Here is a 26,336-nt window from a genome sequence, read left to right on the forward strand (position 1 = left end):
CTTTCTTCTAATACCATAAATGGAATCGCGATAAACTACTTCCTAAAAAGAAATTGGTCACAACTAACAAATAAGCATAAATATGCACCCATGCATAATTTGTACCTGTCAGCTTACCTTTACGATTCACATATAAAATACAGCAATATAATACTAAAATGATAAAGGACCCAATTACCTTCGCATCAAAAATAGATAGACGCTCTAGCGTTAGTAGTGCCCATTCTACCCCTAAAATTAAACTTATAAATAACATTGGAATCCCAATAAAAAATGAAACATTCATCCAATTGCTCGTTTGTTGTAAAGATGGTAAACGCGTCCATAAATGCGACCATTTTTTTTGTTTAAGTAAACGATATAAAACTAAATATAATATCGCAAAAACAAATGTCAGCGTAAAAGCGGCATACGACAAAATCGCAAAGGAAATATGAATAAAGAGCATTTCAGATATTAATGTTTCTTCTACTGCTCCAGTCGGTCGTTTCGGCATAAATGTAAAAATACTAGCGAACACAAATCCTAGTATATTAATGATAAATACCGGCAAATCAACTCTCGCTATACAATGCAGAATAATCGACAGCGTCACAAGTAGCCATGAGTAAAAAAGAATTCCTTCATACAAGGATAGTATCGGAAAACGCTTCGTCTCCACAAAAATTAATAAAATAATGGCACTTTGAATTACCCATACAAATGAAACTAGCCAAAAAGCAATTCGCCTTGCTTTCACTTGTTTATAAAAATAATCAGTAAAGTAAAATACAAGACTGATCGCATACAAGACGATCATCACTTCGTAGAGCCTTGTCATTGTCAAATCAGCCAATAGACATCCCTTCTTTATATCGAAAATTGCTAAAGTAACTTCAAATAGTACTTCAGCCTAGAAAACAAAGACGTTTTCGTATCCTTAGTTTACCATACAGATACGAAAACGCCTCATGAAATTACAATTAGAAAAGGCGCTTTCGCGCCCGTTTGTACCTGCCGCTGACGCTTTCGGCACGGAAAAAGATTTACTACTGTCGCTTCGCTTTCGCACAAAAAAATTGTTGCTAACTCTTCGCTTTCGCACTCAAGCTGTTATTAGCATTTCAGAAAGAGTATTTTGTCTCAGAAGAAGTTTGTGTTTGCTGTAATCGTTCCTTACGCTCGATTTCTTGCTTACTCATCGCTTCGACTTCTGCTTCCACAGCATCCTCAATACCAAAAATCTGTTGGAATAAACGTAACTGTTCATTCGCTTTTGGTGAATTTGCCATTTCTTTAGCTTGTAAAATAGGCTCTTTTAACAACTGATTTATAATGGATTTTGTATGCTTACTTAAAATTTTACGTTCACGATCCGTTAAATCCGGCATTTTATTTTCAATACTTAACATTGTTTCTTCTTGAATATAGTTCGCTTTTTTACGTAATGCAGAAATGACTGGCACGACACCAAGCGTTGCAAACCAATCTTTGAATTGCACAACTTCTTTATCAATCATTTGTGTAATATCAGCTGCTGCTCGCTCACGCTCAGCTAGGTTTGCCTCTACAATGCCTTGTAAATCATCTATATCATATAAAAAAACGTTCGCTAAATCCCCAACTCGTGGGTCAATATCGCGAGGCACCGCAATGTCTACCATAAATAAAGGTTTACCTTTACGTAAACGTTCAACAAATTGCATTAATTCATAGTCAATGACGAAATCTGTTGCGCCTGTAGACGTTATTAAAATATCTGCCTCTAATAGTGAACACTGTAATTCCTTCATTGATTTTGCTTCACCTTGGAATTTTGCAGCTAAACTTTCCGCTTTTTCAAACGTACGGTTAATGACTGTTACTTTCCCTACGCCACTTCCGTATAAGTTCTCAATTGCAAGTTCACCCATTTTACCTGCACCTAAAATGGCAACATGTTTTCGCTGTAAAGATCCGAAAATTTTCTTAGCTAGTTCTACTGCTGCATAAGAAACTGATACCGCATTCTCACCAATAGCTGTTTCATTATGTGCACGCTTCGCAAATGTGACTGCTTGTTTAAATAACTGATTGTAAACCGTTCCTGTCGTCCCAATCTCTTGTCCATTTAAGAAGCTTTTCTTTACTTGTCCTAAAATTTGCGTTTCACCAAGAACCATTGAATCAATTCCAGCTGTCACTTTGAATAAATGTTCTAATGCCTCATCTTCTTCACGAATTGTTAAATAAGAAGAAAATGTCTCCACAGGCAAGTTGAACCACTTAGCTAAAAATTGTTTTACAAAATGACGCCCTGTATGCAATTGATCCACAACAGCATAAATTTCTGTACGGTTACATGTCGAAACAATGACGTTTTCTAATATACTTTTTTGTTTTTGTAGCGCTTCCATTGCTTGTGGTAGTTCACTCTCTATGAATGATAACTTTTCACGAATCTCAACTGGCGCTGTTTTATAATTCAGGCCTACTACGATTGTATGCATGAATAACACCTCACACGTTCTAATTCACAAATCTCATTATAGCACAATTCGACAAGAGTTCCTCTAAAATTTGTGAACATGTCATGAAGAACTATAATTCAACTTTCTACATTAGAATTATTATAAACTAAGTGTAACAAATAATACGTGTTGTTTCAAATTAAAAAACTGCTGCTAGAATCTAAGAGCAGTCAGACCGCAGACAAACTCAAAAATTTGGGTTTGTTTACCGACTCTTTTCTTTTAAATATAGAAGTATCTAGTATGAAGCCATTGCTTTTCGCTACGACGGACACTTTTCGACGAGCATGGTTCAGTCTCCTCATCGCTATGCTCCTGTGGGGCCTTCTGCTCATGCTATACTTTGCAGAAGTCGCCGCCTTCGCTCCAATCAACTAGTTTACGTTTTTATATAATTTGAGTTGATATAGGATTACGGAAAATTTAAATCATGAACATCATCAATATGATAGTAATTAAATCTACACGTGTCACTAAGAAACAATTCAACGCGTTTTTGCAATTGTAAAGGAAAAGCATAGTATGCGTTATCCTACCCGCAGAGGGCTTAATAAATTGTTCATGCAGGTAATGCTTGCTTTGGCTGCCATGCCATTTGAAGAAATTTGCTAACTGAACATGACGAAGTCCAGTAATGACATAATAGATGAACTCGTAGCGTTCTACTCTCATTAATCATGGCTGATTTTGTGCAATTTTAAACGAAATGGAAAAAGGCATTCAGAATATAATCATTCTGAATGCCTTTTGTCGTCAAGCTGATTCCCTCTATAATCTAAGAGCTGTTTATCTCTTAATTGGTAATAGTAACAGTTTTCATAGCTAGTAACTTACCTTCATTATCATAAGCTAAAAACTCTATCTCGGCATTTACTTTGAAATCCTGCATTGTCTGAACTGACTTTGTCAGCATATAGACACTATCGCTACGCTTCGTCAAATCAAATTTAACATCCCCACTAACAGAAGAGTAACGCACACTGACACTTGCTACACCAGGGCAATTGCCATCAATTCTTGCATTCATCGTAATATAGCCTTTACGTAGAGATACTGTTGATTCTTCAAATAAATCCTCAGGATTAATGCAACTTGAAGGTGTTGTTTTACATAAAATTGCATCAATTAGTTTTTGATACACTTGATGTAATTGTAGATTATCAATTGCATGATAATATGCACCACCTGTTTCTGACGCTAATTGTGTTAGTATTGCCTCATTAATTTGATTTTTCTTGCCTATACTAACTGTGTAAACTTTAACGCCTTTCTTTTTCGCATCATTCAGTACTTTTGTCATTTTTGCTTTACTCGTTTTACCGTCTGAAACAACAACAATAGACTTGGAAGTTTTTGTATCATTCGAAAATTTTGATAGTGCTATCTCAATGCCAGCAAAAATATCCGTTGCCCCTTTGTCATTCGATGTGCGATAGAGGTCTTTCTTTAAGACATTTTCGATAGTACCTTCTCCTAGTACATTCGCACTCGTATTTGTTTCAATTACAATATTATTTTTCGCCTTAATTTGATCGATTAATTCAATTGTTTTCTTACCACGATAATTTGTTTTATCTATACGTTTCATAGAAGATGAATAATCGACTACATAAGCAACTTCTGTTGCTAACGAGCATGCATTTTTACTAAAGTAAGGATTTGTGAAAATTTCTTTCGTAATCGTTTTATCTGTTATGTTCTTTAAAATGGTTGCATAACGTGGATCTACTTTATTGACTAGCGTAGCTTCTATTTTAGATTTCCCATAAATAATCGAGTCAAAATACGCTACAGCAGTTCCCGGACTACCAGTATTGTCTACAGAATTTGAAGTATTTGTGATAAAGGACGCCGTTTTTTCAACACCATCAAATTTGATTTTAACTGTTCCCTGATAGTCTGTAATAATTTCGCCACCTGGACTTACGAGTGTTACCATAACTTTTGTATAACGGTCTTTACCCGATGGTCTCGATGCTTCTTCTTCACTTTCCTTTAATGCATCCACGCGCTTTTTATAGGCCTCAACTTGTCCAAGTAATTTACCGCCTTGATATTTCAATAACACTGTACGGTCATAATTACTTAAACTTGTTAAAATTGCATAAATTTTCATCACACTATCATAGTGTTCCAGAGTTAGTTGTTTTTCCTCTGGCATATAGCTCATCAGCTGTATGATAGACCCAACTGGATTAATGTTTTCTACTTGCGATGCGATAGCATCATCAATTCCTTGAATGCGATAGATTGGGCGACCATCTTCTGAAATCATATACATGATTTCAATTGTATTATCTTTATTTACAGAATTATCTAATCTCTTTTGAATGATTGTTTCAAAGAGCCAAACTGAAATATTATAGTTTTCAAATTGTAAAATCGCATTTTCATAGCCTAACGCAGGATATTTTGTATCACTACCCCCGTATTGTAAGTACATATTTTGAACATTTCCTAAAGGCGTTGTCACATTTGTTTGCTGTCCAATACTGAATACCTTTTTATCTGGGTCAATCCAATGGACGTTAACGATGTTTTCTGTAAAGAATTCTGGTAGTTTTTCGTATGGTACATATGGTGGAGTTACATTGCCATCACCATCATCTAAGTTCGCTGGGTCATACACTTCAAAATTTATGCGCATTTCCGGCTGAGGTGAGTAGCGAACTTGTGCATTTAATTTTTCTCCAACAAGACATTTCATGCTCGGATCAGTATTGTTAATAAGCTCAAAAGAAATTGTATCACGCACAGATTTTGTTAGTTTAGGAGCTACTACTATTGCTGATACTGTAGAGCCATCCGATTGTACGTTTCGAACAGCTTCACCGGCAGTGTCAACAATTTTCGCACCATACGATGAAGTTACTCGGAATGTGTAGGATTTATCATCCGCAATTGGATCTCCATTACAAGCCTTTAATGATACAGTAATGAGTGTTGAATCTTGATCGTTGGCAATTAAATCTGGTTTTTCAACTTCAATACTTTGTAATGCATTATTGACATATTCAGGACCCGTAAAATCATTGTTATTATCCTTTGGTTCCTCAAATTCTGAACTATTTGAACCCATAAAACCTGCAGGTAAAGTAATTTTGTCATTATCACGGCCTGCTGTTGCACGTTTTAATCCTTGTACCGCAAATGAATCGCTTTGTACACTACGATATAAAAATTCTGCTGCATCACTACGCGTAAGCTTCGTAGATGGATTAAAATCAGCAAATGTTTTTTTACCCGTGCTACCAGTGGAAATATCATTTGTATACAAAAATTGTACTGCTTGAGGCTCGTCTAAATCGAAACCTTTAAATGCTGCATATATACGAGCAAATTGTCCGCGTGTAATCGTTTTTGAACGATTCGTTGCTACATAAGTTCCTTCAAACGGTAAATAAAATTCACTATAAAAATTATAGGCTACACTTTCGTTATATGTTAATGCATAGTTTTTATCAAGCTTTGCAAACATTGTTACAAGATCTCGTTCTGCTACCTGTTCGTTCGGTAAGAAATTATTTGCACCATTTAATGATAGTAAATCATTATCGACAGCCCAAGAAATCGCTTTGTACTTACTATTATTCGTCGGAACATCCTGAATCGTCGTGGCAGCTAGAGTAACTGGCGTAGCTGTCATTAAGACGAGTACAAAACAAGCAAGTATTAGCACTACTTTTTTAGCATATGTCATTCGTTTCAGTCCTTTCTTTAGTTAAAGAACAATACATCGTCTCGATAGTTTTGTTTTAAGTCATTTTCTAAATAATTTAGGAAGCGATCAAGCATAACAGATGCTTGTGCCCGTGTTAACGGTTGATTTGGATTAAATCGACCTGTTACAGGATCACCTGTCATTAAACCTAACTCATTGACGATGTATATTCCATCTCGGGAATAGTTTGGTATTTGCGCATCATCAACAAATTTCGTAATATAACCAGGGTCTGGTGCTTTGTTTTCTAACCCCAATGCACGTACAAATATTGCAGCAGCCTGTGCGCGTGTAATCGCATTGTCAGGCTTGAAGTACTCTGATGTTACCCCTCTAATAATGCCTTTGTTTACTGCCGATTCAATGTATGGGTAATCTTTTACGGTGCGCTTTACATCTTTAAAAACACTCGTTGTTGATGTTTTCTTCGTTTTCTTTTCTTCCATAACACGTAAGTCTACTGCCTTACCAATTGCTATTGTAAAATCAAGTCGCTTCATTGGTGTGTTTGGTGAGAAGAAATTACTTGCATCCGTATAAATACCTAAAGAGTATAGTTTATCGACTGCATCTTTCGCATAATGATTTGTTAAATCACGGAATTTAGGGATGATTAAACGTTCAATTGTTGGCATATATTCTGTATCTAAATCAACTGTTCCCTTTGCCCCAGATGCTAAGTCATAGGTATATTCAGAGATAACATCCTTTTCACTAACAACTGCATAGCCTCCATCAAAGCTTGCTAGACTAGCTGGATTTTCCTCATAGTTTATGACACGAGATTTACTTGTAGATAAACGATTTTTCACATGACTCGTCGTACCATTGCTATACGAATAAATCGATTCTGTAATTTGTGTTTCTGTTGCCCCCCAGAAGTTTTCGTACCCAACGTGGCGACTATCTGTATCCACCGTTACCGTATTTTTTTTCGCATTCTTGCCGGTTCCCGTTTGATACGTATAGGTTTTTCTTGAAATCACATTTCCTGAAAAATAATCAGAGGCTGCACGATTGTCAGTCACAGTTCCTTGAGAGAATTGGAAGTCTACCAAAGTGTAAGTTATATTACCTGCAACTATTTTCTCTGAATACTTTTTCACAACACCATTTGATGTCTTTTGACCAATCGTTGCATAATCAACTACATCTGATTCGTAAGCCATATTTCGTGTAAGTGTAGCTCCATTGCTTGCTGTTAGTTTTAGGCTAAACGTTTCTGTTAATTTACCTTTTGTTTCTTTTTGTGTAATTTTAATGTCTTTACTAGTGCCTTTAAATACTATCGGTGTTCCTGTAATGAAAACAGCTTCTTCATATGTATATTCATTTTTTACAGCACCTGTCGTTTCTGCTGATGCAGCAGAAGCATCTACTGGTATATTCGCCACAATAACAAATACTACAAGAAATGCTAACATTACTTTCGATATATGTTTTCGCATTCGTTTTTTGTCCCTCTTTTCTAAAATACATAAATGTGGCTTTCTTATAAGACTAGCACATGCATAAAAAACAAGAATCTGCTCACAACCACGGGGTAAGCGCAATCCACAACAGCCGCTTCTTGCTTGGCTTACTTTCCCTCAGGAGTTGCGCAGATTCTTTTACTTTTTACGATTCCTATTAAAACAACTCTTCTACTTTATCAATCAACTAAAATGAAATGTGCTTTGACAAATCGGTCAGATAATACAACTAAACGATCAGATGGTTTTAGATCAGATGGTTGAATGACTTTACCCGCTTTAATTAGCGTAGCTTGATCAATATTCATATCAATCATTTCACCAGCCTCATACCAACGCCCATTTTGCCATTGACTAACGCTCTTCACGTTGATAACTGCTGGATATGTTGATTTTACCGATTGCAGCTTACCTGCCAACATTAATGGTGCCACTGGTTTTGCATTATTTAAAATATGAAGAGCTTGAACATGCCCATCTTTCACATAGAAGTAACCATAATCCCCTTCAGATAAATAAAGTTCAATATCCGGCATCACAGTGTATGTTTTATTACCATCATCAACCTTTGCCTTTGTCGTATTGCTAACGGACAGTACTACTTTATCCGTAGTATTCTTAAAGACATTCGATTCTATTTTTATGGCATCATCAATTTCTATTAAGTAGCCATCTGCTTGTGATAAACGACCATAGTATAAATCGTGCGTTGCTAAGTTTGGTGACATAAAGCTATCACTTGCCACTTGTACTACTTGTGCATAGTGGTCGCGAGCAGCACCGTCGGAAATAACAAACGCTGTACCGTAAGCTAGTAATCCTGTTGGTTCGATTAAACGATTATTACGAATTAAAATTGTTCCATCATGGAAGTACATCGTGCCAGCTGTTTTTAGCTTTAAGAATTGATAGTTTGTATCAACAGCGAGCATCGGTTCATAGTAAGTACGTTCATTGTTTTTTAATAGGACAATTTTTTCTATTACTTCTTTGCCAAACTGCTTGACAGTTGCATAATACGCTTCACTGCCAATGTAATTTTTCAATTGACCTTTTTCAATTTTGGTATTACCTACGTAAATTGGTACTTTTGAAGAAAAATTCATCGTTGTTAAAGCAGTCGTTGTCTGTGCCCCGAATTGCCAGTTCACAAAGGCATGCTGATTTTTTACAGTTAATTTATTTGCGTTAGCATTAACTGCCTGTATTTCACCTTTATAGAGATTTTCGACTAAAGTGCCCGACTCACTAATATTTACTTTTGTCACAATCGAGGTACTTGTGTTTTTAAGATTTAGCTTAACACGGTCACCTACATACATCGCACTAATATCAACAGATGAAGAATTTTTTTGATAGGTTGTATCCTTGTTAATATAGTATGTTGTCTCTTGCCCGATATCAGGCTTCACCATTATAAACATCCCATTAGGGTCGATGCTTGTTACTACCCCAGCAATCGTTGTCGCATTTTGTACAACCGTTGTAGTTTCTTCAGAAGTATTGGAAGTACCATGAAGCTCAACGACATTACGAAGTGAGACATTAGCTTCTACTTTCATGCCCATCTTAAAGCCCTCGATAGATGTCTCTGTGTTATTAATATACAGACGGGTATTATTATTAATATTGTACGTTACTGTTCGACCGCTATCATTTTGCAACGTAATTTTACTTAGCACCTTCTCTAATTCTCCGTTGGCATTCGTATATTCAGAATATGTTACATCAACGAAGGTTCCTGTTACTAACTGCGCAGCTTGTGCACTTTGCCCTGATGGAAACACAAGAGCAATTAGCAACAAAACCATAAATATGCATGGAATCTTTTTCAACAATTCCCGCCTCCTTAAAAATTTGTTATTTATGAATAGTATATCGCATTATTGGTAGTTTTTCTTATTGAAAAAGTTACATTTTAACACAATTCTATTTAAGATTGAAATTATCATTAAACATAAAGACGGAGGTAGCTTCCAAATTTAAGCTACCTCGCCATTATCATACTTGGATGTCAATTGTATGTCCGGCTGTCGGATGTGGAGCGTCTAACATTTCTACTAACTGCTCTGTATTTTGTTGTTGCATATCCATTGCTTGCTTCGTAACTGCTAAAGATACATTTTGCATGAGACTTGCTTGATTCATTGCGATAGATAAAGCTGCGATATCCATTTAGTCCACCTCCTATCTAATTTATCGGACAAAAATTTCGTTCATCAAGTTATTTCCCCATATTTCTACACAACTTTCGTGTGACGTATCAAGAAATAAATAGATGTCACATCTATGCAAAGTTAGCAATATGAAATGATGGCCACAGATGCATGAGCACACTGTGATTGACCTATATTTATGCACATACTGTAATATGAGGACAAATAAAAAACATCTACGGCCCTAGCTTTAGACGCAATAGATGTTTTTTCACTACATTTTATTTTCGATGAGACGCCAAGCTTCTTCAAAACCAATTCCTTTTTCAGAAGAGAACACAACTAAAGGATCATTTTTATCCATATCCAGTGTTTCCTTGACTACTTTCTTGTGTTTATCCCATTTACCTTTTGGAATTTTATCTGCCTTCGTAGCAATGACAATACATGGGATATTGTAATGCTTTAAGAAATCATACATCATACAATCATCATCAGTTGGAGGATGACGTAAATCAACAATTTGCACAACGGCCTTTAATTCTTCACGGCCAGTAATATAGCGCTCAATCATTTTCCCCCACGCTTCACGCTCCGTCTTAGAAACCTTCGCATAACCATAGCCTGGAACATCGACGAAAAAGAGTTGTTCCTCGATTTTATAAAAGTTTAGCGTTTGTGTTTTCCCCGGTTTAGAAGAAATACGCGCTAATGCTTTTCGACCAATCATACGATTAATGAATGAAGATTTCCCAACATTTGAGCGACCTGCTAATGCAAACTCTGGCAGTCCATCTTCTGGATATTGGTCCGGTCTTACTGCACTTATGACCATTTCGACGTTATGGACTTTCATTTCTTTAAAAACCTCCGTCCAGTGCATATGCTAAAACTTCATCAGCAGATGACACTAGTTTAAATGTAAGTTGCTCGCGCACACTTTCAGGAATATCTTCAATATCGCGCTCATTATCTTGTGGACAGATAATTGTCGTTAATCCTGCTCTATGGGCACTGAGCGTTTTTTCTTTCAAGCCACCAATTGGTAGCACACGACCACGTAATGTAATTTCACCTGTCATACCAACTTCACGACGAATTGGACGGTGTAAAATCGCAGACACAATCGCTGTAGCCATTGTAATACCAGCTGAAGGTCCATCCTTTGGCACAGCGCCTTCAGGTACGTGAATATGAATATCATGCGTTTCAAAATATTCTGCATCCACATCTAGATCCTCCATTTTTGTACGTACATAGGATAGAGCTGTTTGCGCTGATTCCTTCATGACATCTCCGAGCTTCCCTGTCAGCTGTATTTTCCCCTTACCAGGAGTTAATGAAACCTCAATTTGTAAGGTGTCGCCACCAACAGTCGTATACGCAAGTCCAGTTGCCACGCCAACCTGGTTTTCTTTCTCAGCTTGACCATAACGGAAGCGATGCTTGCCAAGTAAATCTTCTAATGATTTTGAACTTACCGTCACACGTTTCTTTTCGCCTGAAACAATGATTTTTGCGATTTTACGGCATAGTGTTGCTATTTGACGTTCTAAACCGCGGACCCCTGCCTCACGCGTGTAATAACGAATAATATCTAACACAGCTTCATCTTTTATGATGACTTGTGTTTTCTTCAGGCCATGTTCTTTTAATTGTTTTGGAATCAAATGATTGTTTGTAATTTGGGCTTTTTCAATTTCTGTATAGCCTGCAATCGATATAATTTCCATACGATCTAGTAACGGTGCAGGAATTGTGCTCAAATCATTTGCCGTTGCAATAAATAACACATTCGATAAATCATAAGGTTCTTCGATATAGTGATCACTAAATGTATTATTTTGTGCAGGATCCAGTACTTCTAGCATGGCAGCTGCAGGATCTCCTCTAAAATCATTAGACATTTTGTCGATTTCATCCAATAAGAAAACTGGATTAATGGTACCAGCTTTTTTCATGCCTTGAATAATACGACCTGGCATAGCTCCTACGTAAGTGCGTCGATGCCCTCGAATTTCAGATTCATCACGAACGCCGCCTAATGAAATACGAATAAATTTACGATCTAGACTTTCAGCAATTGAGCGAGCTAAAGAAGTTTTTCCGACACCTGGAGGGCCAGATAGACATAAAATTGGCCCACGCAATGAGTTTCTCAACTGTCGTACCGCCAAATATTCCAGTACACGTTCTTTTACTTTTTCTAAACCATCGTGATCGCGATTTAAAATTTCCTCTGCATGTGCAATATTCATGCGGTCCTCGGTTGCTTTTGTCCATGGTAACGATACAATCCAATCAATGTAATTACGGATAACACCACTTTCGGCACTAGCTCCTGGAACCTTTTCATAACGGTCGAGTTCTTTAAGCACGACTTCTTTTGTCGATTCAGGCATACCCGTCTCATCAATACGTTTGCGTAATTCTGCAACCTCACCAGTTTTCCCTTCACGATCCCCTAGCTCTGTTTGAATCGCCTTCATTTGTTCACGTAGGTAATATTCTTTTTGCGTACGCTCCATAGATTGCTTAACTTTTGTATTAATTTTCTTTTCTAGATCAAGTACCTCTTGCTCATCATGTAGGCGGATTATTAAATGGTCTAAACGTTTTTTCACGCTTAGCATTTCCAATACTTCCTGTTTATCAGCGATCTTAATTGGCAAATGCGACGCAATAATGTCTGCTAAACGACCGGGCTCTTCGATGTCAGTAACAGTATTAATTGTTTCTGTGGTAATTTTATTGGAGGATTTTGCGTATCTTTCGAAATACGTTAACAACGTCCGCATTAAAGCCTGTGTTTCAACATCTTTATTTGCAGTTTCTTCCTTGACATCAATATCAACAACAGTATATTTTTCTAACGCTTGATAGTTAGACCATGTTGCGCGTGTTACACCTTCCACTAAAATACGAAGTGTACCATTCGGTAATTTTAGCATTTGCTTTACGTATGCCATTGTACCAACTGCATATAAATCTTGTTCTTCCGGCTGTTCATCATGCATTTCTTTTTGTGTTACCAATAAAATCAATTGGTCCTCTAACATTGCTTGTTCCAGCGCTGCTACAGAACGATTTCTACCCACATCAATATGTAACACCATCGAGGGGTATACTAAAAGTCCACGTAAAGGCAATAATGGTACATTTGTTGTTTTTTGTATTGTCACCATGCGGGTATTCACCTCCGTCAAAATTTTGTTTACAATCCCGCGTTACTAGTATGTGTCTAAATAATGGATTCACACTATCTAATCAAACGAGCCAAAAATTTCATTCATTTACAGTTGGCTTTATGTATGAATAAAAAGCTGACTGTCGATATGTGCGAATATTGCACAATCGAAGTCAGCTAAGTTACTCTTTATCTCATAACAATAGACAGCCAAGTCTGTTCATTATGCTGAAGTTTTTGTGTCGCTACCTTCATCGAGTTCAGTGCCATCTTCAAGAAGCAATTTCGGTTTTTCTTTATCCGTAATTGTTTTTGCTGTAATGATACATTTTTTCACGTCATCACGTGATGGTAGTTCGTACATTACTTCTAGCATTGTTGACTCAATAATTGAACGAAGACCGCGTGCACCTGTTTTACGTTCAATTGCTTCTTTCGCAATTTCAGAAAGGGCACCTTCATCAAACTCAAGCTCAACACCATCTAGCTCAAGCATTTTTTGATATTGCTTCGCTAGTGCATTTTTTGGCTCGGTTAAAATTTGTACAAGCGCCGTCTCGTTTAATTGTTCAAGACTGGCAAGTACTGGCAAACGACCAATGAATTCCGGAATAAGACCAAATTTCAGTAAATCCTCTGGAATCAGCTTCGCCATTAATGAGCCTTCATCCACTTCTACTTTATTTGGATCTGAACCGAAGCCAATTATTTTCTCGCCTTGACGGCGTTTGATAATAGATTCAATACCATCAAATGCACCACCTACGATGAATAAAATATTTGTTGTATCGATTTGTAAAAACTCTTGGTGTGGATGCTTACGTCCGCCTTGCGGTGGCACACTTGCAACAGTTCCTTCTAGAATTTTCAGAAGTGCCTGTTGAACTCCTTCACCAGAAACATCACGAGTAATCGATGGGTTTTCTGATTTTCGTGCAACTTTATCGATTTCATCGATATAGATAATGCCTTTTTCTGCACGTTCAATATCATAGTCTGCTGATTGGATTAATTTTAGTAAAATATTTTCTACGTCCTCACCTACATAACCAGCTTCTGTTAAAGAAGTAGCATCCGCAATTGCGAAAGGAACGTTTAATATACGCGCTAGTGTTTGAGCTAATAATGTTTTACCGCTACCAGTTGGGCCGATTAACACAATGTTCGATTTTGCTAACTCTACATCATCAATCTTACTATTCGTATTGATGCGTTTGTAGTGATTGTAAACCGCAACCGCTAAGGCTTTTTTAGCACGTTCTTGTCCAATTACATACTCATTTAAAATCGATAAGATCTCTTTTGGTTTCGGAATATCTTGGAATTCGATTTCTTCCTCTACACCTAGTTCTTCTACAACGATTTCAGAACAAAGCTCGATACATTCATCACAAATATAAACACCAGGACCTGCAACTAGTTTACGCACTTGTTCCTGTGGCTTTCCACAGAATGAGCATTTTAAATTGCCTTTTTCATCATTAAATTTGAACAATATGTTTCACCCCTATTCAAGCAACAATCTTACAAGATTATTGAACCATTATCAAATAAATTGACTGCATCAATTACGCTTCCGCCTAATTACGTCGGTATTTTGAATTTGTACTAGGCCTGTAAGACCCAAACCAGTTAGCCGCCTACATCGTATGGAAACAACACAATTAGCTAACATTCTAAAATAACACCTTCAAAAAACGTAATATCCGCTTGTGGCTTAACTTCATTCAGCAGGGGTTTGTTATTCATCATTTGATGGAAAACCCTTTGATATTCACTCCCACTATGAGCAGGTAGAATGTCTCGGTCTCGTATGATACTTATCGTTTGCAGTAAAGACAACTTTTGTGTAAACGATTCATTTTCGAGAAAATCTGCTGAATGAAGTTAAAATTTAGCATCGTGTGATAAGTCAAACAACAATACTATGTATAAGAAAGAGTATTAAGGCTCTTGCCTATCCCTTAGAGCAGGCTTTAGCTTAGATTTAAAAATTTATATGTGATAAAACAAGGCACGGTAAAATGCCGTACCTTGTGTCTTATAAATTCACTATCTAGTTACCAAAAAATCTTATTCAGTAATTTTAGCGTTTTCTACTAAAAATTCAACTGTTTTTTGAATTTTAATGTCATTTTCAAGAACTGCAGTGCCGCCTAAAGCGCCAGTAATTTGTTCTTTAGTCATGTTGAATTGAGCAGCCATTTTTTCTAATTCCGCTTCAATATCAGCTTCAGTTGCTTCAATTTTTTCAGCTGCAGCGATTGCTTCAAGTGTTAAAGAAACACGTACACGGCTTTCAGCTTCTTCTTTCATTTGACCACGTAAATCTTCTTCTGTTTGACCAGAGAATTGGTAATAAAGGTCTAAGTTCATACCTTGTGTTTGTAAACGTTGACCAAACTCTTGTAGCATACGATCAGTTTCAGAATTTACCATACCAGCTGGTACTTCGAATTCTGCGTTTTCTGCCGCTTTTTCCACTAATTCGTCACGTAGTGTAGCATCTGATTCTGCTTGTTTTTGTGTAGCAGTTTGCTCTTTAATTTTTGCACGTAATGCTTCTACGCCTTCTACTTCTGGATCTAATTCTTTCGCAAACTCATCGTTTAGTTCTGGAAGAACTTTTGTTTTTACTTCTTTTACAGTTACTTTGAAAGTAGCTTCTTTTCCAGCTAATTCTTCAGCGTGGTATTCTTCTGGGAAAGTAACAACTACGTCTTTTGCTTCGCCAGCTTTTAAGCCTACAACTTGCTCTTCAAAGCCAGGGATAAATGAACCTGAACCGATTTCTAGTGGATAGTCTTCGCCTTTACCACCTTCGAAAGCTTCCTCACCTACAAAACCTTCAAAGTCGATAACAGCTGTATCGCCTTCAACAATCGCTTCGTCTTCTTTAATTTCAAGTTCAGCTTTACGAGCTAATTGTTCTTGAATTTGTGCTTCTACTTCTTCGTCAGTTACTTCAACTGGAAGTTTCGCAACTTCTAAGCCTTTATAGTCACCTAGTTTTGGTTCTGGTTTCACAGTTACTTGCGCAGTGAAAGAGAAATCTTGACCATGTACAAAGTTTTCTGTACCAGAAATTTCTGGGTAGTCAACTGGCATAATACCAGCTTCATCAATTGCTTTCGAATACGAATCTGGTACGATGATTTCTAATGCATCTTGGTATAAAGATTCGATACCGAAACGTTGTTCAAACATTTTACGAGGCATTTTACCTTTACGGAAACCTGGTACATTAATTTGTTTTACAACTTTTTTGAATGCTTGATCCATTGCTGCGTCTACTTCTACAGCTGGTACTTCTATAGTAAGAGTACCGATATTACCTTCTTGTTTTTCCCATTTTGCTGACATGTATAAATACCTCCAAATAAATAATCAAGTTTAAAATGTTAGACAATTCATTCGTAACTACGATTTTGACAACCATTTTAGTATATCATAGATGCGTATAGTTTCAACTTATTTCATACTTCCTGTAGTTCTGTTAGTTTTTCTAACAATTGTAAAAACTCGATGATTTCATAGTCCATTTCCTGTACCTTCCCAAGCATCGTTTGAACAAAATCAATATAACTATAGGCAATATCATCCGTTTCAAACGGATACCATTCAAACGGATACGTAACAATGGCATGCTTTGCCATTAAATATTGTACCATTTCTAGGGTCGATGGGTCTTGTTCTAATTTACTCTCGATAATTTTTTTCACTCGTCCATACTGAGGTAACTGATTAGGCAATGCTAATTCAGCCGGGTTGATGGCTTTTGACTGATCAAATTTTGTGACATTGAGTTCAATGGACACCTCTTGCTCCACAAGTAAAATTAACGCTAAGCTTTGTACAAATGGATGAATAGTAGGACTTTCAATAATAGCCTTGAGCGCCGTTTTTAACTGTCGTACGTTTGTATCCATTAAGCGATGCAGACGCATTGACTGTTCATTTGGCGTTAACGAACTAAAATTGGCCAATTCATACTCTTGTTGTTCCATCATTAACTGTGTATCTTCTTTTTGTTGAAGATTTTTTGCTACTTCTCTATTCAAACTTTGTAAACGCTCAAACTTTTCAAGCTGTGCTGCTGGAAGTACATTTTCTTCAATGAGCGCAGAAATTAACGCCTCTACTTGATGATATTCCTTTAGCTGCATACAAATAGTTATATAGAGTTCCATTACTTCGACATACATCGAAGTACCCATTGCGAGTAACCGCTCACAAATCTCCTTAGCTTTCACATACGCCTTTAATTCATATAAAGCATACGCATAAGCACTTAATGCTACTTCATCTCCCTCCTCATATAAAAATGCCTTTTCAAAGCTTGCCACAGCTTCTTCGTATTGATAATTTTCTGCAAACATTTGGCCCTGTCGTATTAACATTTGGGCTGCGCCAGGAAAAACAACAACATTATCATGTTTAATGACATGACGCTTTCGTTTTGTCATTTTTCTCACCTCTTTACTTGTATTTTCTACGTAAGTCTTCTACTAAATAATTTAAAAATTGCTCATTTTTTACAAAACATCATTGCTTTTACATTCATATTTTGTAATAAATTGTATTATAATTAATTAAATTCATCATAAAAAATTTATTGGCAGGCCTCTTTCAACCATTCGGTCTGCATGAGTAAACAAGTTCTTCACAAGGAGTGGAATACATGCAATTAATGGATACAATCAATGAATTCGATAGTCGCATCTCCCCCGATTTCGAGGCACTATCTATTAGAGTTACTTCAATTACGACCGCGGATGGTCCGCAACAAGATTATCCGATTAATTTCGAGTTTTTCACACGCACAAAGATTGATATGTACACGCGCGAAGCCATCACGCATATCACGAGTATCCGTGGGAGCATTCCGGGTTCCATTTCGATTGGTCACCAACACGAATCACTTTTTATTATTCCCCAAAGCGTACACATTGAATGCAACTATAAGCTTCTACGTATAGATATGAAAGATATGCATCGTATTTTACAGCATGCCCAACCTAACATCCATTATAGCGAATGGATAATTGATGCGATAAAAAACGCAAATATTCTTGTGGATTTAAAGACAAATCACAGCACAATTATTGAATGGCCACTTGGTATAAAAGCAGCCATTATTCTGTAAATAGGATGGAGCCGTCTAAAAAAACGCCGTCTTCCTTTCATCAGGCAAGGCACGAGCCGCACTGCTTTCTATCTTCACTCCATGCTGGATCTCATGCTCTTGCTTTTCCTACTCCTGTCGCTACGTTCTACTCACGCTTTCATTTCAAATACGATTGGCAGGCGTCTACGTTAGATTTTTTCCTTTGTATCAACAAAATAGTAAAAGTAGGATGCCTTTAAACACATTGTTTTTACTTTGTGTACGCCCCTTTTATTTGTTGCAAACCGTATAGCAATTAGCTGTTCCCTTTTTACTGCGTTTCTATCATATCAACTTTCAATAGTTTCTGATATGCCCCTTGGTATTTTCACTCAATACTACTGTAAAATATCAACTTTCAATTAAATGTTTGCAAAAAGGCGGTATAATTATTAATAGTATTATCATTGGGGGCTTTTCATATGGATATCAAAGAAACATTACAATTATTTTCTATTAAGACACTTACTGAGCGCCAGGACTTTTTTTTAATAAAAGGCGATTGGCTCTTACAACAAATGTTGACGCATATTGGCTCAACCGACGCAACGCTTCGCGATCATCTTATTCATCGCACATTCATTGACTTACTCAGTGACAACTTACTGAGCCCACAGCAATTACAATTTTTGTTTGATACTGCGACAACTGAGGATTTTTTATACTTAAACATTGGTGAAACATTTTCAGATAGTGTGTTTACACGTTCATTTTCGGCTTTACTTGTGGCAAATATACTCGCAAAGGATGCTGAACAACTTACTTTAAATGATGAAAGTTTACAACAATTCTTTAAAAAGATCGGACGTTATCTGTTATTAGAGCAGGACACACGCGGACAGGTTGAAGGCAAAGGATGGGCACATAGTATTGCACATGGCGCTGATTTAGCAGCTACAACTATTAAACATCCGAAGTTTGACTTACACCACGCACCTTCTATCCTCCATGCACTAAAGCTAACAACTTGGAAAGATACTGTCTATATCAACGATGAGGAAGAACGCTTAGTAAACATCATTGAGGCATTACTGAATCGTAGCTATTCCGAGGAAGCATTAATGGAATGGGTAGAACAAGTTTTCGACAAATTTGAAATGCATTTAATGACTCAAGGCTATAACCAGCTTTTTTTTAGCGGACGCACCTGCACACTAAATGTAATGAAAACATTGTACTTTGCCCTAAAAATGAATAATCAAGCAGCAAAGCTTCAAAATATCATTTATGGACAAGTCGCTAAATGGTTGAAGCTTGGCGCATAATTGACTATAGTGGCTATTTAAAAAGAACAACTTGTGTGTTAGGCATATTCCTAGCACACAATTTTTTTATATAAATAAGGTAATAAACCGTTTAGACTACTGCAAATCGTATTTGCAACAAAAGTGCAACGTCCGCTACAGGAAACACGAGACCCAGTAGTGAGCATAAGCACATGCTTCCGTTCGCGTCTTGCCAGAGAAAAATGCCAACCTGACCAATGCTATTATTATCACCCCTCAAATATAAACCACCTAAAATTTGGATGATAATGAAATTATGTAATTATATTAACATAATTATTACTTACATCCATATTTACCCTTTTCCTCCTTCCGACAATAGATATATTACCCTTTACATCCCCAAAAACTGTCTTTTTACATACTCCTTTTTTTAAAAAAACACAACTAAATTGTATCGAATGTCTAAGCATGGCGATGATTTTATTACAAATCAACGTCTAAAATGTGAAACAAAACTTTTCACAAAAAAAATGTTTACTTAGCTAAATTCGATAAACCCAGTGTTTTCAACGTTTGCACAGTGTTTATTTTATTTAACCTGAAAATACCAATGGTGAAATAACAATTTTTGTTCAAAAAATGTTCATATTCACACCCTATTGGTCATTCAAACTATAACAAAATAATTTTTTTCCTGAAGAATCGGGCGTATAATCCAATGTGCAAACAACGACAACTTGTGACCATCGACAGTTACTAACTGTCCTTTTGTGGTTGAGCAAATCATTGTCATTGCAATCGCTTGCACTAGACCATTCAAATACTAGATTTTACGTTTCATATTGAACCATGCCATTGTAAGTGCACATGTATTTGAATTGGTACATCAGATAAAAGAGGTGACCTCAATATCCACTATTTGTAAATGTGAATATATACTACACCACATGAATTTTATGAATAGCCGTTTAATAGGAAGGAGTCAAACATGAATAAAAAAATAAGCTTAATGTTTTTAGCATTCGGCGCTCTTGCGATCCTTGCTGGTTGTGAACCACTTACAATTTTCGATCCAAAAGGGCCAAATGCAAAAACATTATCAGACACAATTATTTTATCCATTATTACAATGGCCGTTATATTACTAGTCGTGTACGTGCTTTTGGCATTTATGCTAACAAAATACCGTGCATCAAAATCATCTGCTGATTACGAGCCTCCTCATGAAGAGGGTAGTCATCTACTTGAAATTACATGGACAGTTATTCCAATCATTATCGTAGCATTCCTAGCAGTTGTTACTGTGAAAACGACAAGTACAGTTGAGACAACACCCGAAGGTTATGATAATAAGGAGCCACTTGTTATTTACGCATCTTCTTCAAACTGGAAATGGCATTTTAGCTATCCAGAAGAAGGCATTGAAACAGTAAACTATGTCAATCTACCAACTGACCGTCCAATAGAGTTCAAACTTTACTCATTCGGACCTATTACAAGTTTTTGGATTCCACAGCTAGCTGGTCAGAAATACGCTATGAGTGACATGTTGACAACTATTCACCTGGCAGCAGATGAGGTTGGTTCTTTCATGGGTCGTAACTCAAACTTTAGTGGACGTGGATTTGCGGAAATGGAATTTGAAGCCCAATCTATGACACAAGCAGATTTCGACGAATGGGTTACTGATGTAAAAGCGAACGAAAAACCATTAACTGAAGAAAAATTTAATGAGCTATTAGCAGCTGAGCACGTAGGTCGTTCAAGCTACTCATCTACTCATTTAGAATTTAGTCCACCGCCTATGGAACATGGTGACATGGATATGGATGGCATGGATCATGAACAGATGGACCATTCAACTGATTCACACAAAGATTCCGAATCAACACATTCACATTAATTTTCAAATCTGAAAGGAGCGCATCCTATGAGTATGGAAGAAGTATTCCATCCAATGCAAGAACCGATGATTTTAGCGGCAGCTATTAGCATCGTTGTTGGTGCAGTTGCTATCGTAGCAGGCCTTACGTATTTCAAAAAATGGGGCTATTTCTACAAAAATTGGCTATCAACCGTTGACCATAAAAAAATCGGGATTATGTATATCGCCGTTGCACTTTTAATGCTATTCCGCGGTGGTATCGATGCACTATTAATGCGTGCACAAACAGCGGTTCCTGATAACGGACTTCTTGATGCACAACATTATAATGAAATTTTCACAACACACGGTTTAATAATGATTTTATTTATGGCAATGCCATTCGTTATTGGTTTAATGAACGTTGTCATTCCACTGCAAATTGGTGCACGTGACGTTGCCTTCCCACGTCTAAATGCAGTCAGCTTCTGGCTATTTGCAGCTGGTGCTGGCTTACTGAACCTATCATTCATCATCGGTGGTTCACCAGATGCAGGTTGGACTGCCTACTTCCCACTATCTGGCACAGAATTTAGTCCGACTGTAGGGAACAACTACTATTCTTTAGCACTGCAATTATCAGGGATTGGTACGTTAATGACGGGTGTTAACTTCATCACAACGATCATTAAAATGCGTACACCTGGTATGACATTAATGAAAATGCCAATGTTTACTTGGTCGATTTTAATTACAAACGTTATTATTGTATTCGCGTTCCCAGTGTTAACTGTTGCGCTAGCACTAATGATGTTAGACCGTCAATTCGGCACAAAATTCTTTGCTATGCAAGATGGCGGTATGGATATGCTTTGGGCCAACCTATTCTGGGTTTGGGGACATCCTGAGGTTTATATCGTTATTCTACCAGCCTTCGGTATATTCTCAGAGATCATTGCAACATTTGCACGTAAAAACTTATACGGCTATAAATCAATGGTTATGAGTATGGTTGTTATTTCTTTACTATCATTCTTAGTATGGGCCCACCATTTCTATACAATGGGTCACGGCGTTATGGTAAACAGTGTCTTCTCTATTACCACAATGGCGATTGCTGTACCGACCGGGGTTAAAATATTCAACTGGCTGCTCACGATGAGGCACGGTAAAATTCAATTTACGACCCCAATGCTTTATGCACTTGGCTTTATTCCGATCTTCACAATCGGTGGGGTTACAGGGGTAATGCTAGCAATGGCAAGTGCCGACTATCAATATCATAATACGATGTTCCTAGTTGCCCACTTCCACTATGTATTAATTCCAGGTACAGTGTTCGGGGTACTTGCAGGTTACCACTACTGGTGGCCAAAAATGTTCGGTTTCCGTTTAAATGAAAAAATAGGTAAATTAGGCTTTTGGTTTATCGCAATTAGCTTTAACGTGGCATTCTTCCCTCTATTCATCTTAGGTTTAGATGGTTATGCACGTCGTATGTACACATACTCAGAGTCAACAGGCTACGGTCCACTAAACATGCTATCGTTTATTGGTGCACTTGGTCTTGCAGTCGGCTTTGCGTTTATCGTTTATAACATTTACTACAGCTGGAAACATATGCCGCGTAACGAAAAAGCAGATGTTTGGGATGGTCGTTCATTAGAATGGACAACGCATTCTCCAGTACCTGAATACAACTTTGCAGTAGTTCCCACTGTTACACGTTTAGACGAGTTCTGGTTTGCGAAAAAAGAAGGCCGCGATATTACTGCTGGTAAAATTGAAAAAATCCATATGCCTAACAACTCAGGGGCACCGTTCTGGATGAGTGGATTCTTCTTCCTTGCAGCATTCTTCGCTGTATTTAATCAATGGATTCCAGCCATCCTAAGTATGCTAGCTGTATTTGGCTTTATGGCTTATCGTTCATTTGAAAAAGATCATGGTCGTTATATTTCTGTTGAGGAAATTAACGAAACTGAGAAACGTTTGAGAGGTGACAAATAATATGAAAATCGATTCTTCACTTCCATTAGAATATAGTACAGAGGAAAACCGTCTAAAAATCTTTGGTTTCTGGATTTTCCTCGGCGCCGAAATCGTGTTATTCGCCACACTCTTTACCGTCTATTTTACGCTTCACAACCGTACAGGTAGTGGCCCAACTGGCGCAGAAATTTTCGAGTTAACACCAGTATTACTGGAAACATTTTTACTTTTAGCAAGTAGTTTTACAATTGGTCTTGGCGTACATGCTATGCGTCTTGGCAATAAAAAAGCAATGATGACATTCTTCATCATTACACTTGTGCTTGGTCTTGGTTTCTTAGGTATTGAGATTGATGAATTTGTCACTTATGTACATGAAGGTGCGACAATTACTACAAGCGCATTCTTATCATCATTAATGACTTTACTTGGTACGCACGGTGCCCACGTAACATTTGGTTTCTTCTGGGGCGTTGCAATTTTAATCCAAGTAGCAAAACGTGGTTTAAACCCACAAACGGCTAACAAAGCGTTTATCTTCTCACTGTACTGGCATTTCCTAGACGTTGTTTGGATTTTCATCTTCAGCTTCGTCTACTTGAAAGGACTGATTAGCTGATGAAGGAATTATTCCCAAAACAACATGTGATGGGCTTCGGCTTCTCACTTTTACTAACACTTGTCGCGTTATCTGTTATCGCATTTGACATGTCTTACACAATGGCATTCGCTATTCTACTAGTGACTGCTCTTGCGCAAGCAACAGTTCAATTAGTATTATTCATGCACATCGGTGAATCTGAAGACAAGAAAACGTTATATACAACGATTTTATATTCTGTATTCGTAGGTGTCGTAACAATCCTTGGTACATTATTTGCCATGATCTGGGGTTATTAATCATTAAAGGTCGCGAAAATGCTTGTCATTTTCTCGGCTTTTTTTCTTTTCTAAGATTAATATTTTCTCCATTTAACCCGACATTATACAGGAATACAGGATGAAAGGAGAAAATACAAATGACTTCAAGTGTAAATTTATGGCCTACTATTCCTAGCCTTAGTACAAAATTATCACTAACAAACAAAAACGCAGCAACGACTAGTGACTTTACTGCTTATTTGTTACATGCAACTGCTGCTCTCAATAAAACAAGCTCCACTTCTAACAGCATAGACGCACTACTATCTGAAGCTTACGAGCAAAATAAAACCAGCTCGACTTCGCTTTATAATTTGTTTGGTGATATGTATGGGCATTCCAATACCTCGACGATGAAAACCCCAACAATGTCCGATTACCTACAGAACGGTTTTCAAACGCAGCAGTTTAAAACATTGTCAATGGCACAGGACAAACTACAAACACAAATGACGAATTTCGCCGCAACTGTCCATGAAAACAGTCCTCTCTCTGTCCAACAAAACCTTGCAAAAATGAAAAACAATATTGCCCTATTAAATGACTACTTAGCACAGCAAACAGATACAGCAATTAATACTAGTACTCTGTGACTGCACTAATAAATAGTCCTTCTACAAGCAATCATATAGTAGATGTCCTGGCTCCTCATTGTCGCACTATTTACTGCAAAAAAGTAATGGGTAACAAACTCGTGGCTGTCTAAACAAAAATAACAGTTAGATAGCCTCTCTTCTTCTCTAGATCTTCCTTCCTCATAATTCAAAAGACATTCCTTTAATATAGTATTTATGATTCATTATTTATTTTTTCGAAACTTTTACCTCTATCCCTCGTATACTAGTAAATAGTGTGTTTTTTCACAATGAATAGGAGATGAATGACATGAAGAAAATTTTCAAAGTTTTAAGTGTAGGGGCGTTCGCACTTGTATTAGCAGCCTGCAACACAAGCGCAACACCAACGAAGGATACAACTAAAACAAGCTCACTTACTTTAGAACAGGTGTATGACAAGGCCGTAGATCGTCAAGCAGACATTAAAAGCATGAGTGCAAATATGGAGACGAATCAAGTAACAAAAATTGGTACAGGCGAGGAATCAATGGAAGTAGCGATTGACTCAAAAATGGAAATGGATGTAATTGCAGAACCTCTTGCCATGCACTTAACAGGTTCTATGACAATGCCTGATATGTTTGGCGAAGGCACTGAAAAATCCGATATGCCAATTGAAATGTATATGAAACAAGATCAAGGCTTCTTTATGAAGGATGTGGCATCTGACAGTTGGTTTAAGTTACCTAACGAAAAATTTGATGACATTCTAGACCAAACAGCTTCTTCCGCTGATGCAAAACAACAATTACAACAACTTAAAGAATATATTGATGATTTCACATTCGAACAAAATGACGATGCATATGTACTAACACTTAAATCAAAAGGTGATCGTTTTAAAGATCTAATTGATTCACAAGTTCAAGAGTCTATACAGGGGCTTGGGCTTGAAGAAAATCCTCTAGATAACTTAACAATTGATAAAGTGAACTACGTGCTATATATCGATAAAGAAACATTCGATACAACAAAAATGGATATGAATTTTGACTTCAAAATGAAAGTTGAAGACGAAGAATTAGCGATGACAACGAAGTCAGTGATTACCTATACTGATTTCAATCACCTTAAAACAATTGATATTCCACAAAATATTATCGATAATGCAACTGAGCCACAATAATCGAAAACAGCCAGTTTCCGAGATTTCGGAGACTGGCTTTCTTTATCGAAAATTTATTATTTTTTCAGATGACTATCTACTGTAATAAACCAGTCTTACAGAAGTATAAACGCTCTTATCATTTACTGTAAGCAATGTTGAGTAGAATGCTTTATCCCATTTTGTCGACAATGTGTATACATTATCCGTATGGAAGAAATAATCATTTACCAACTCACTTACTAATATATTCCATAAAATCACAACGAATAAAGTCAATTCAGTCCATTAACTCTTACTTCCTGCTGAAACAATCGCTGATAGCATTGAACTGGTCTTTCCTAGTTACGTGCAATGATGAAATACATTTATTCGCTTTATTATGTAAAAAAGAAAAAGTGCTTTAACCCTGTTAT

General features: G+C 37.0%; 19 protein-coding genes. 8 read left to right on the plus strand and 11 right to left on the minus strand.

Annotation, left to right across the window (positions count from 1 at the left end):
- Positions 1-7 precede the first annotated feature (7 nt).
- From ACOMCU_RS06270 to ACOMCU_RS06320, 11 genes are all read right to left on the minus strand, one after another.
- Positions 8-835, minus strand: a complete 828-nt coding sequence (locus tag ACOMCU_RS06270; RefSeq protein ID WP_010860070.1) for a cytochrome C assembly family protein — start codon at positions 833-835, stop codon at positions 8-10.
- Positions 836-1,103: 268 nt separating this feature from the next.
- The gene (gene hemA, locus ACOMCU_RS06275) at positions 1,104-2,468 is read right to left on the minus strand and encodes a glutamyl-tRNA reductase (RefSeq protein WP_010860071.1); all 1,365 of its coding nucleotides are present in this window, start codon (positions 2,466-2,468) and stop codon (positions 1,104-1,106) included.
- A gap of 814 nt (positions 2,469-3,282) precedes the next feature.
- Positions 3,283-6,189: a vWA domain-containing protein gene (locus ACOMCU_RS06280; protein WP_421049684.1), complete on the minus strand. Its 2,907-nt coding sequence runs from the start codon at positions 6,187-6,189 to the stop codon at positions 3,283-3,285.
- Between the two features lie 17 nt (positions 6,190-6,206).
- Positions 6,207-7,658: an S-layer homology domain-containing protein gene (locus tag ACOMCU_RS06285; RefSeq protein ID WP_010860073.1), complete on the minus strand. Its 1,452-nt coding sequence runs from the start codon at positions 7,656-7,658 to the stop codon at positions 6,207-6,209.
- A 203-nt stretch (positions 7,659-7,861) separates the two neighbouring features.
- Positions 7,862-9,517, minus strand: a complete 1,656-nt coding sequence (locus ACOMCU_RS06290) for a hypothetical protein (RefSeq protein ID WP_421049685.1) — start codon at positions 9,515-9,517, stop codon at positions 7,862-7,864.
- 166 nt (positions 9,518-9,683) lie between these two features.
- Positions 9,684-9,857 (minus strand): YjfB family protein, encoded by a 174-nt coding sequence (locus ACOMCU_RS06295; protein WP_080647677.1) that lies wholly within the window; start codon positions 9,855-9,857, stop codon positions 9,684-9,686.
- 255 nt (positions 9,858-10,112) lie between these two features.
- The gene (yihA, locus tag ACOMCU_RS06300; RefSeq protein ID WP_036130482.1) at positions 10,113-10,694 is read right to left on the minus strand and encodes a ribosome biogenesis GTP-binding protein YihA/YsxC; all 582 of its coding nucleotides are present in this window, start codon (positions 10,692-10,694) and stop codon (positions 10,113-10,115) included.
- Positions 10,695-10,698: 4 nt separating this feature from the next.
- Positions 10,699-13,023 carry an endopeptidase La gene (gene lon / locus ACOMCU_RS06305; RefSeq protein WP_036130484.1) on the minus strand — a complete coding sequence of 775 codons (2,325 nt, stop codon included), beginning with the start codon at positions 13,021-13,023 and terminating at the stop codon, positions 10,699-10,701.
- 225 nt (positions 13,024-13,248) lie between these two features.
- On the minus strand, positions 13,249-14,520 hold the full coding sequence (gene clpX / locus ACOMCU_RS06310) for an ATP-dependent protease ATP-binding subunit ClpX (RefSeq protein WP_010860076.1): 1,272 nt from the start codon (positions 14,518-14,520) through the stop codon (positions 13,249-13,251).
- Between the two features lie 578 nt (positions 14,521-15,098).
- Positions 15,099-16,388, minus strand: a complete 1,290-nt coding sequence (gene tig / locus ACOMCU_RS06315) for a trigger factor (RefSeq protein ID WP_421049686.1) — start codon at positions 16,386-16,388, stop codon at positions 15,099-15,101.
- Positions 16,389-16,501: 113 nt separating this feature from the next.
- A complete protein-coding gene (locus tag ACOMCU_RS06320; protein WP_421049687.1) occupies positions 16,502-17,491 on the minus strand; it encodes a hypothetical protein in 990 nt (329 codons plus the stop codon).
- 215 nt (positions 17,492-17,706) lie between these two features.
- Here ACOMCU_RS06320 and ACOMCU_RS06325 point away from each other — a divergent pair, with 215 nt between their 5' ends.
- From ACOMCU_RS06325 to ACOMCU_RS06360, 8 genes are all read left to right on the plus strand, one after another.
- Positions 17,707-18,171 (plus strand): hypothetical protein, encoded by a 465-nt coding sequence (locus tag ACOMCU_RS06325; RefSeq protein WP_421049688.1) that lies wholly within the window; start codon positions 17,707-17,709, stop codon positions 18,169-18,171.
- Positions 18,172-18,614: 443 nt separating this feature from the next.
- Entirely contained in the window at positions 18,615-19,457 is an 843-nt protein-coding gene (locus tag ACOMCU_RS06330; protein ID WP_036130491.1) for a DUF2785 domain-containing protein, read from the plus strand.
- 952 nt (positions 19,458-20,409) lie between these two features.
- Complete coding sequence (gene qoxA, locus ACOMCU_RS06335; protein WP_010860080.1) at positions 20,410-21,324, plus strand: cytochrome aa3 quinol oxidase subunit II; 915 nt, start codon at positions 20,410-20,412, stop codon at positions 21,322-21,324.
- A 27-nt stretch (positions 21,325-21,351) separates the two neighbouring features.
- Positions 21,352-23,295 (plus strand): cytochrome aa3 quinol oxidase subunit I, encoded by a 1,944-nt coding sequence (gene qoxB / locus ACOMCU_RS06340; protein WP_010860081.1) that lies wholly within the window; start codon positions 21,352-21,354, stop codon positions 23,293-23,295.
- A 1-nt stretch (position 23,296) separates the two neighbouring features.
- The gene (qoxC, locus tag ACOMCU_RS06345; RefSeq protein WP_036130494.1) at positions 23,297-23,896 is read left to right on the plus strand and encodes a cytochrome aa3 quinol oxidase subunit III; all 600 of its coding nucleotides are present in this window, start codon (positions 23,297-23,299) and stop codon (positions 23,894-23,896) included.
- Entirely contained in the window at positions 23,896-24,177 is a 282-nt protein-coding gene (qoxD, locus tag ACOMCU_RS06350; RefSeq protein ID WP_010860083.1) for a cytochrome aa3 quinol oxidase subunit IV, read from the plus strand. The genes qoxC and qoxD overlap by 1 nt, the downstream gene beginning before the upstream one ends.
- Before the next feature lie 119 nt (positions 24,178-24,296).
- Positions 24,297-24,791 (plus strand): hypothetical protein, encoded by a 495-nt coding sequence (locus ACOMCU_RS06355; RefSeq protein WP_421049689.1) that lies wholly within the window; start codon positions 24,297-24,299, stop codon positions 24,789-24,791.
- 292 nt (positions 24,792-25,083) lie between these two features.
- Complete coding sequence (locus tag ACOMCU_RS06360; RefSeq protein ID WP_421049690.1) at positions 25,084-25,941, plus strand: DUF6612 family protein; 858 nt, start codon at positions 25,084-25,086, stop codon at positions 25,939-25,941.
- Positions 25,942-26,336: the final 395 nt, after the last annotated feature.

Origin of the sequence: Lysinibacillus sp. UGB7, assembly GCF_049058285.1 — a bacterium.
In the GTDB taxonomy this organism is placed as follows: domain Bacteria; phylum Bacillota; class Bacilli; order Bacillales_A; family Planococcaceae; genus Lysinibacillus; species Lysinibacillus sphaericus_B.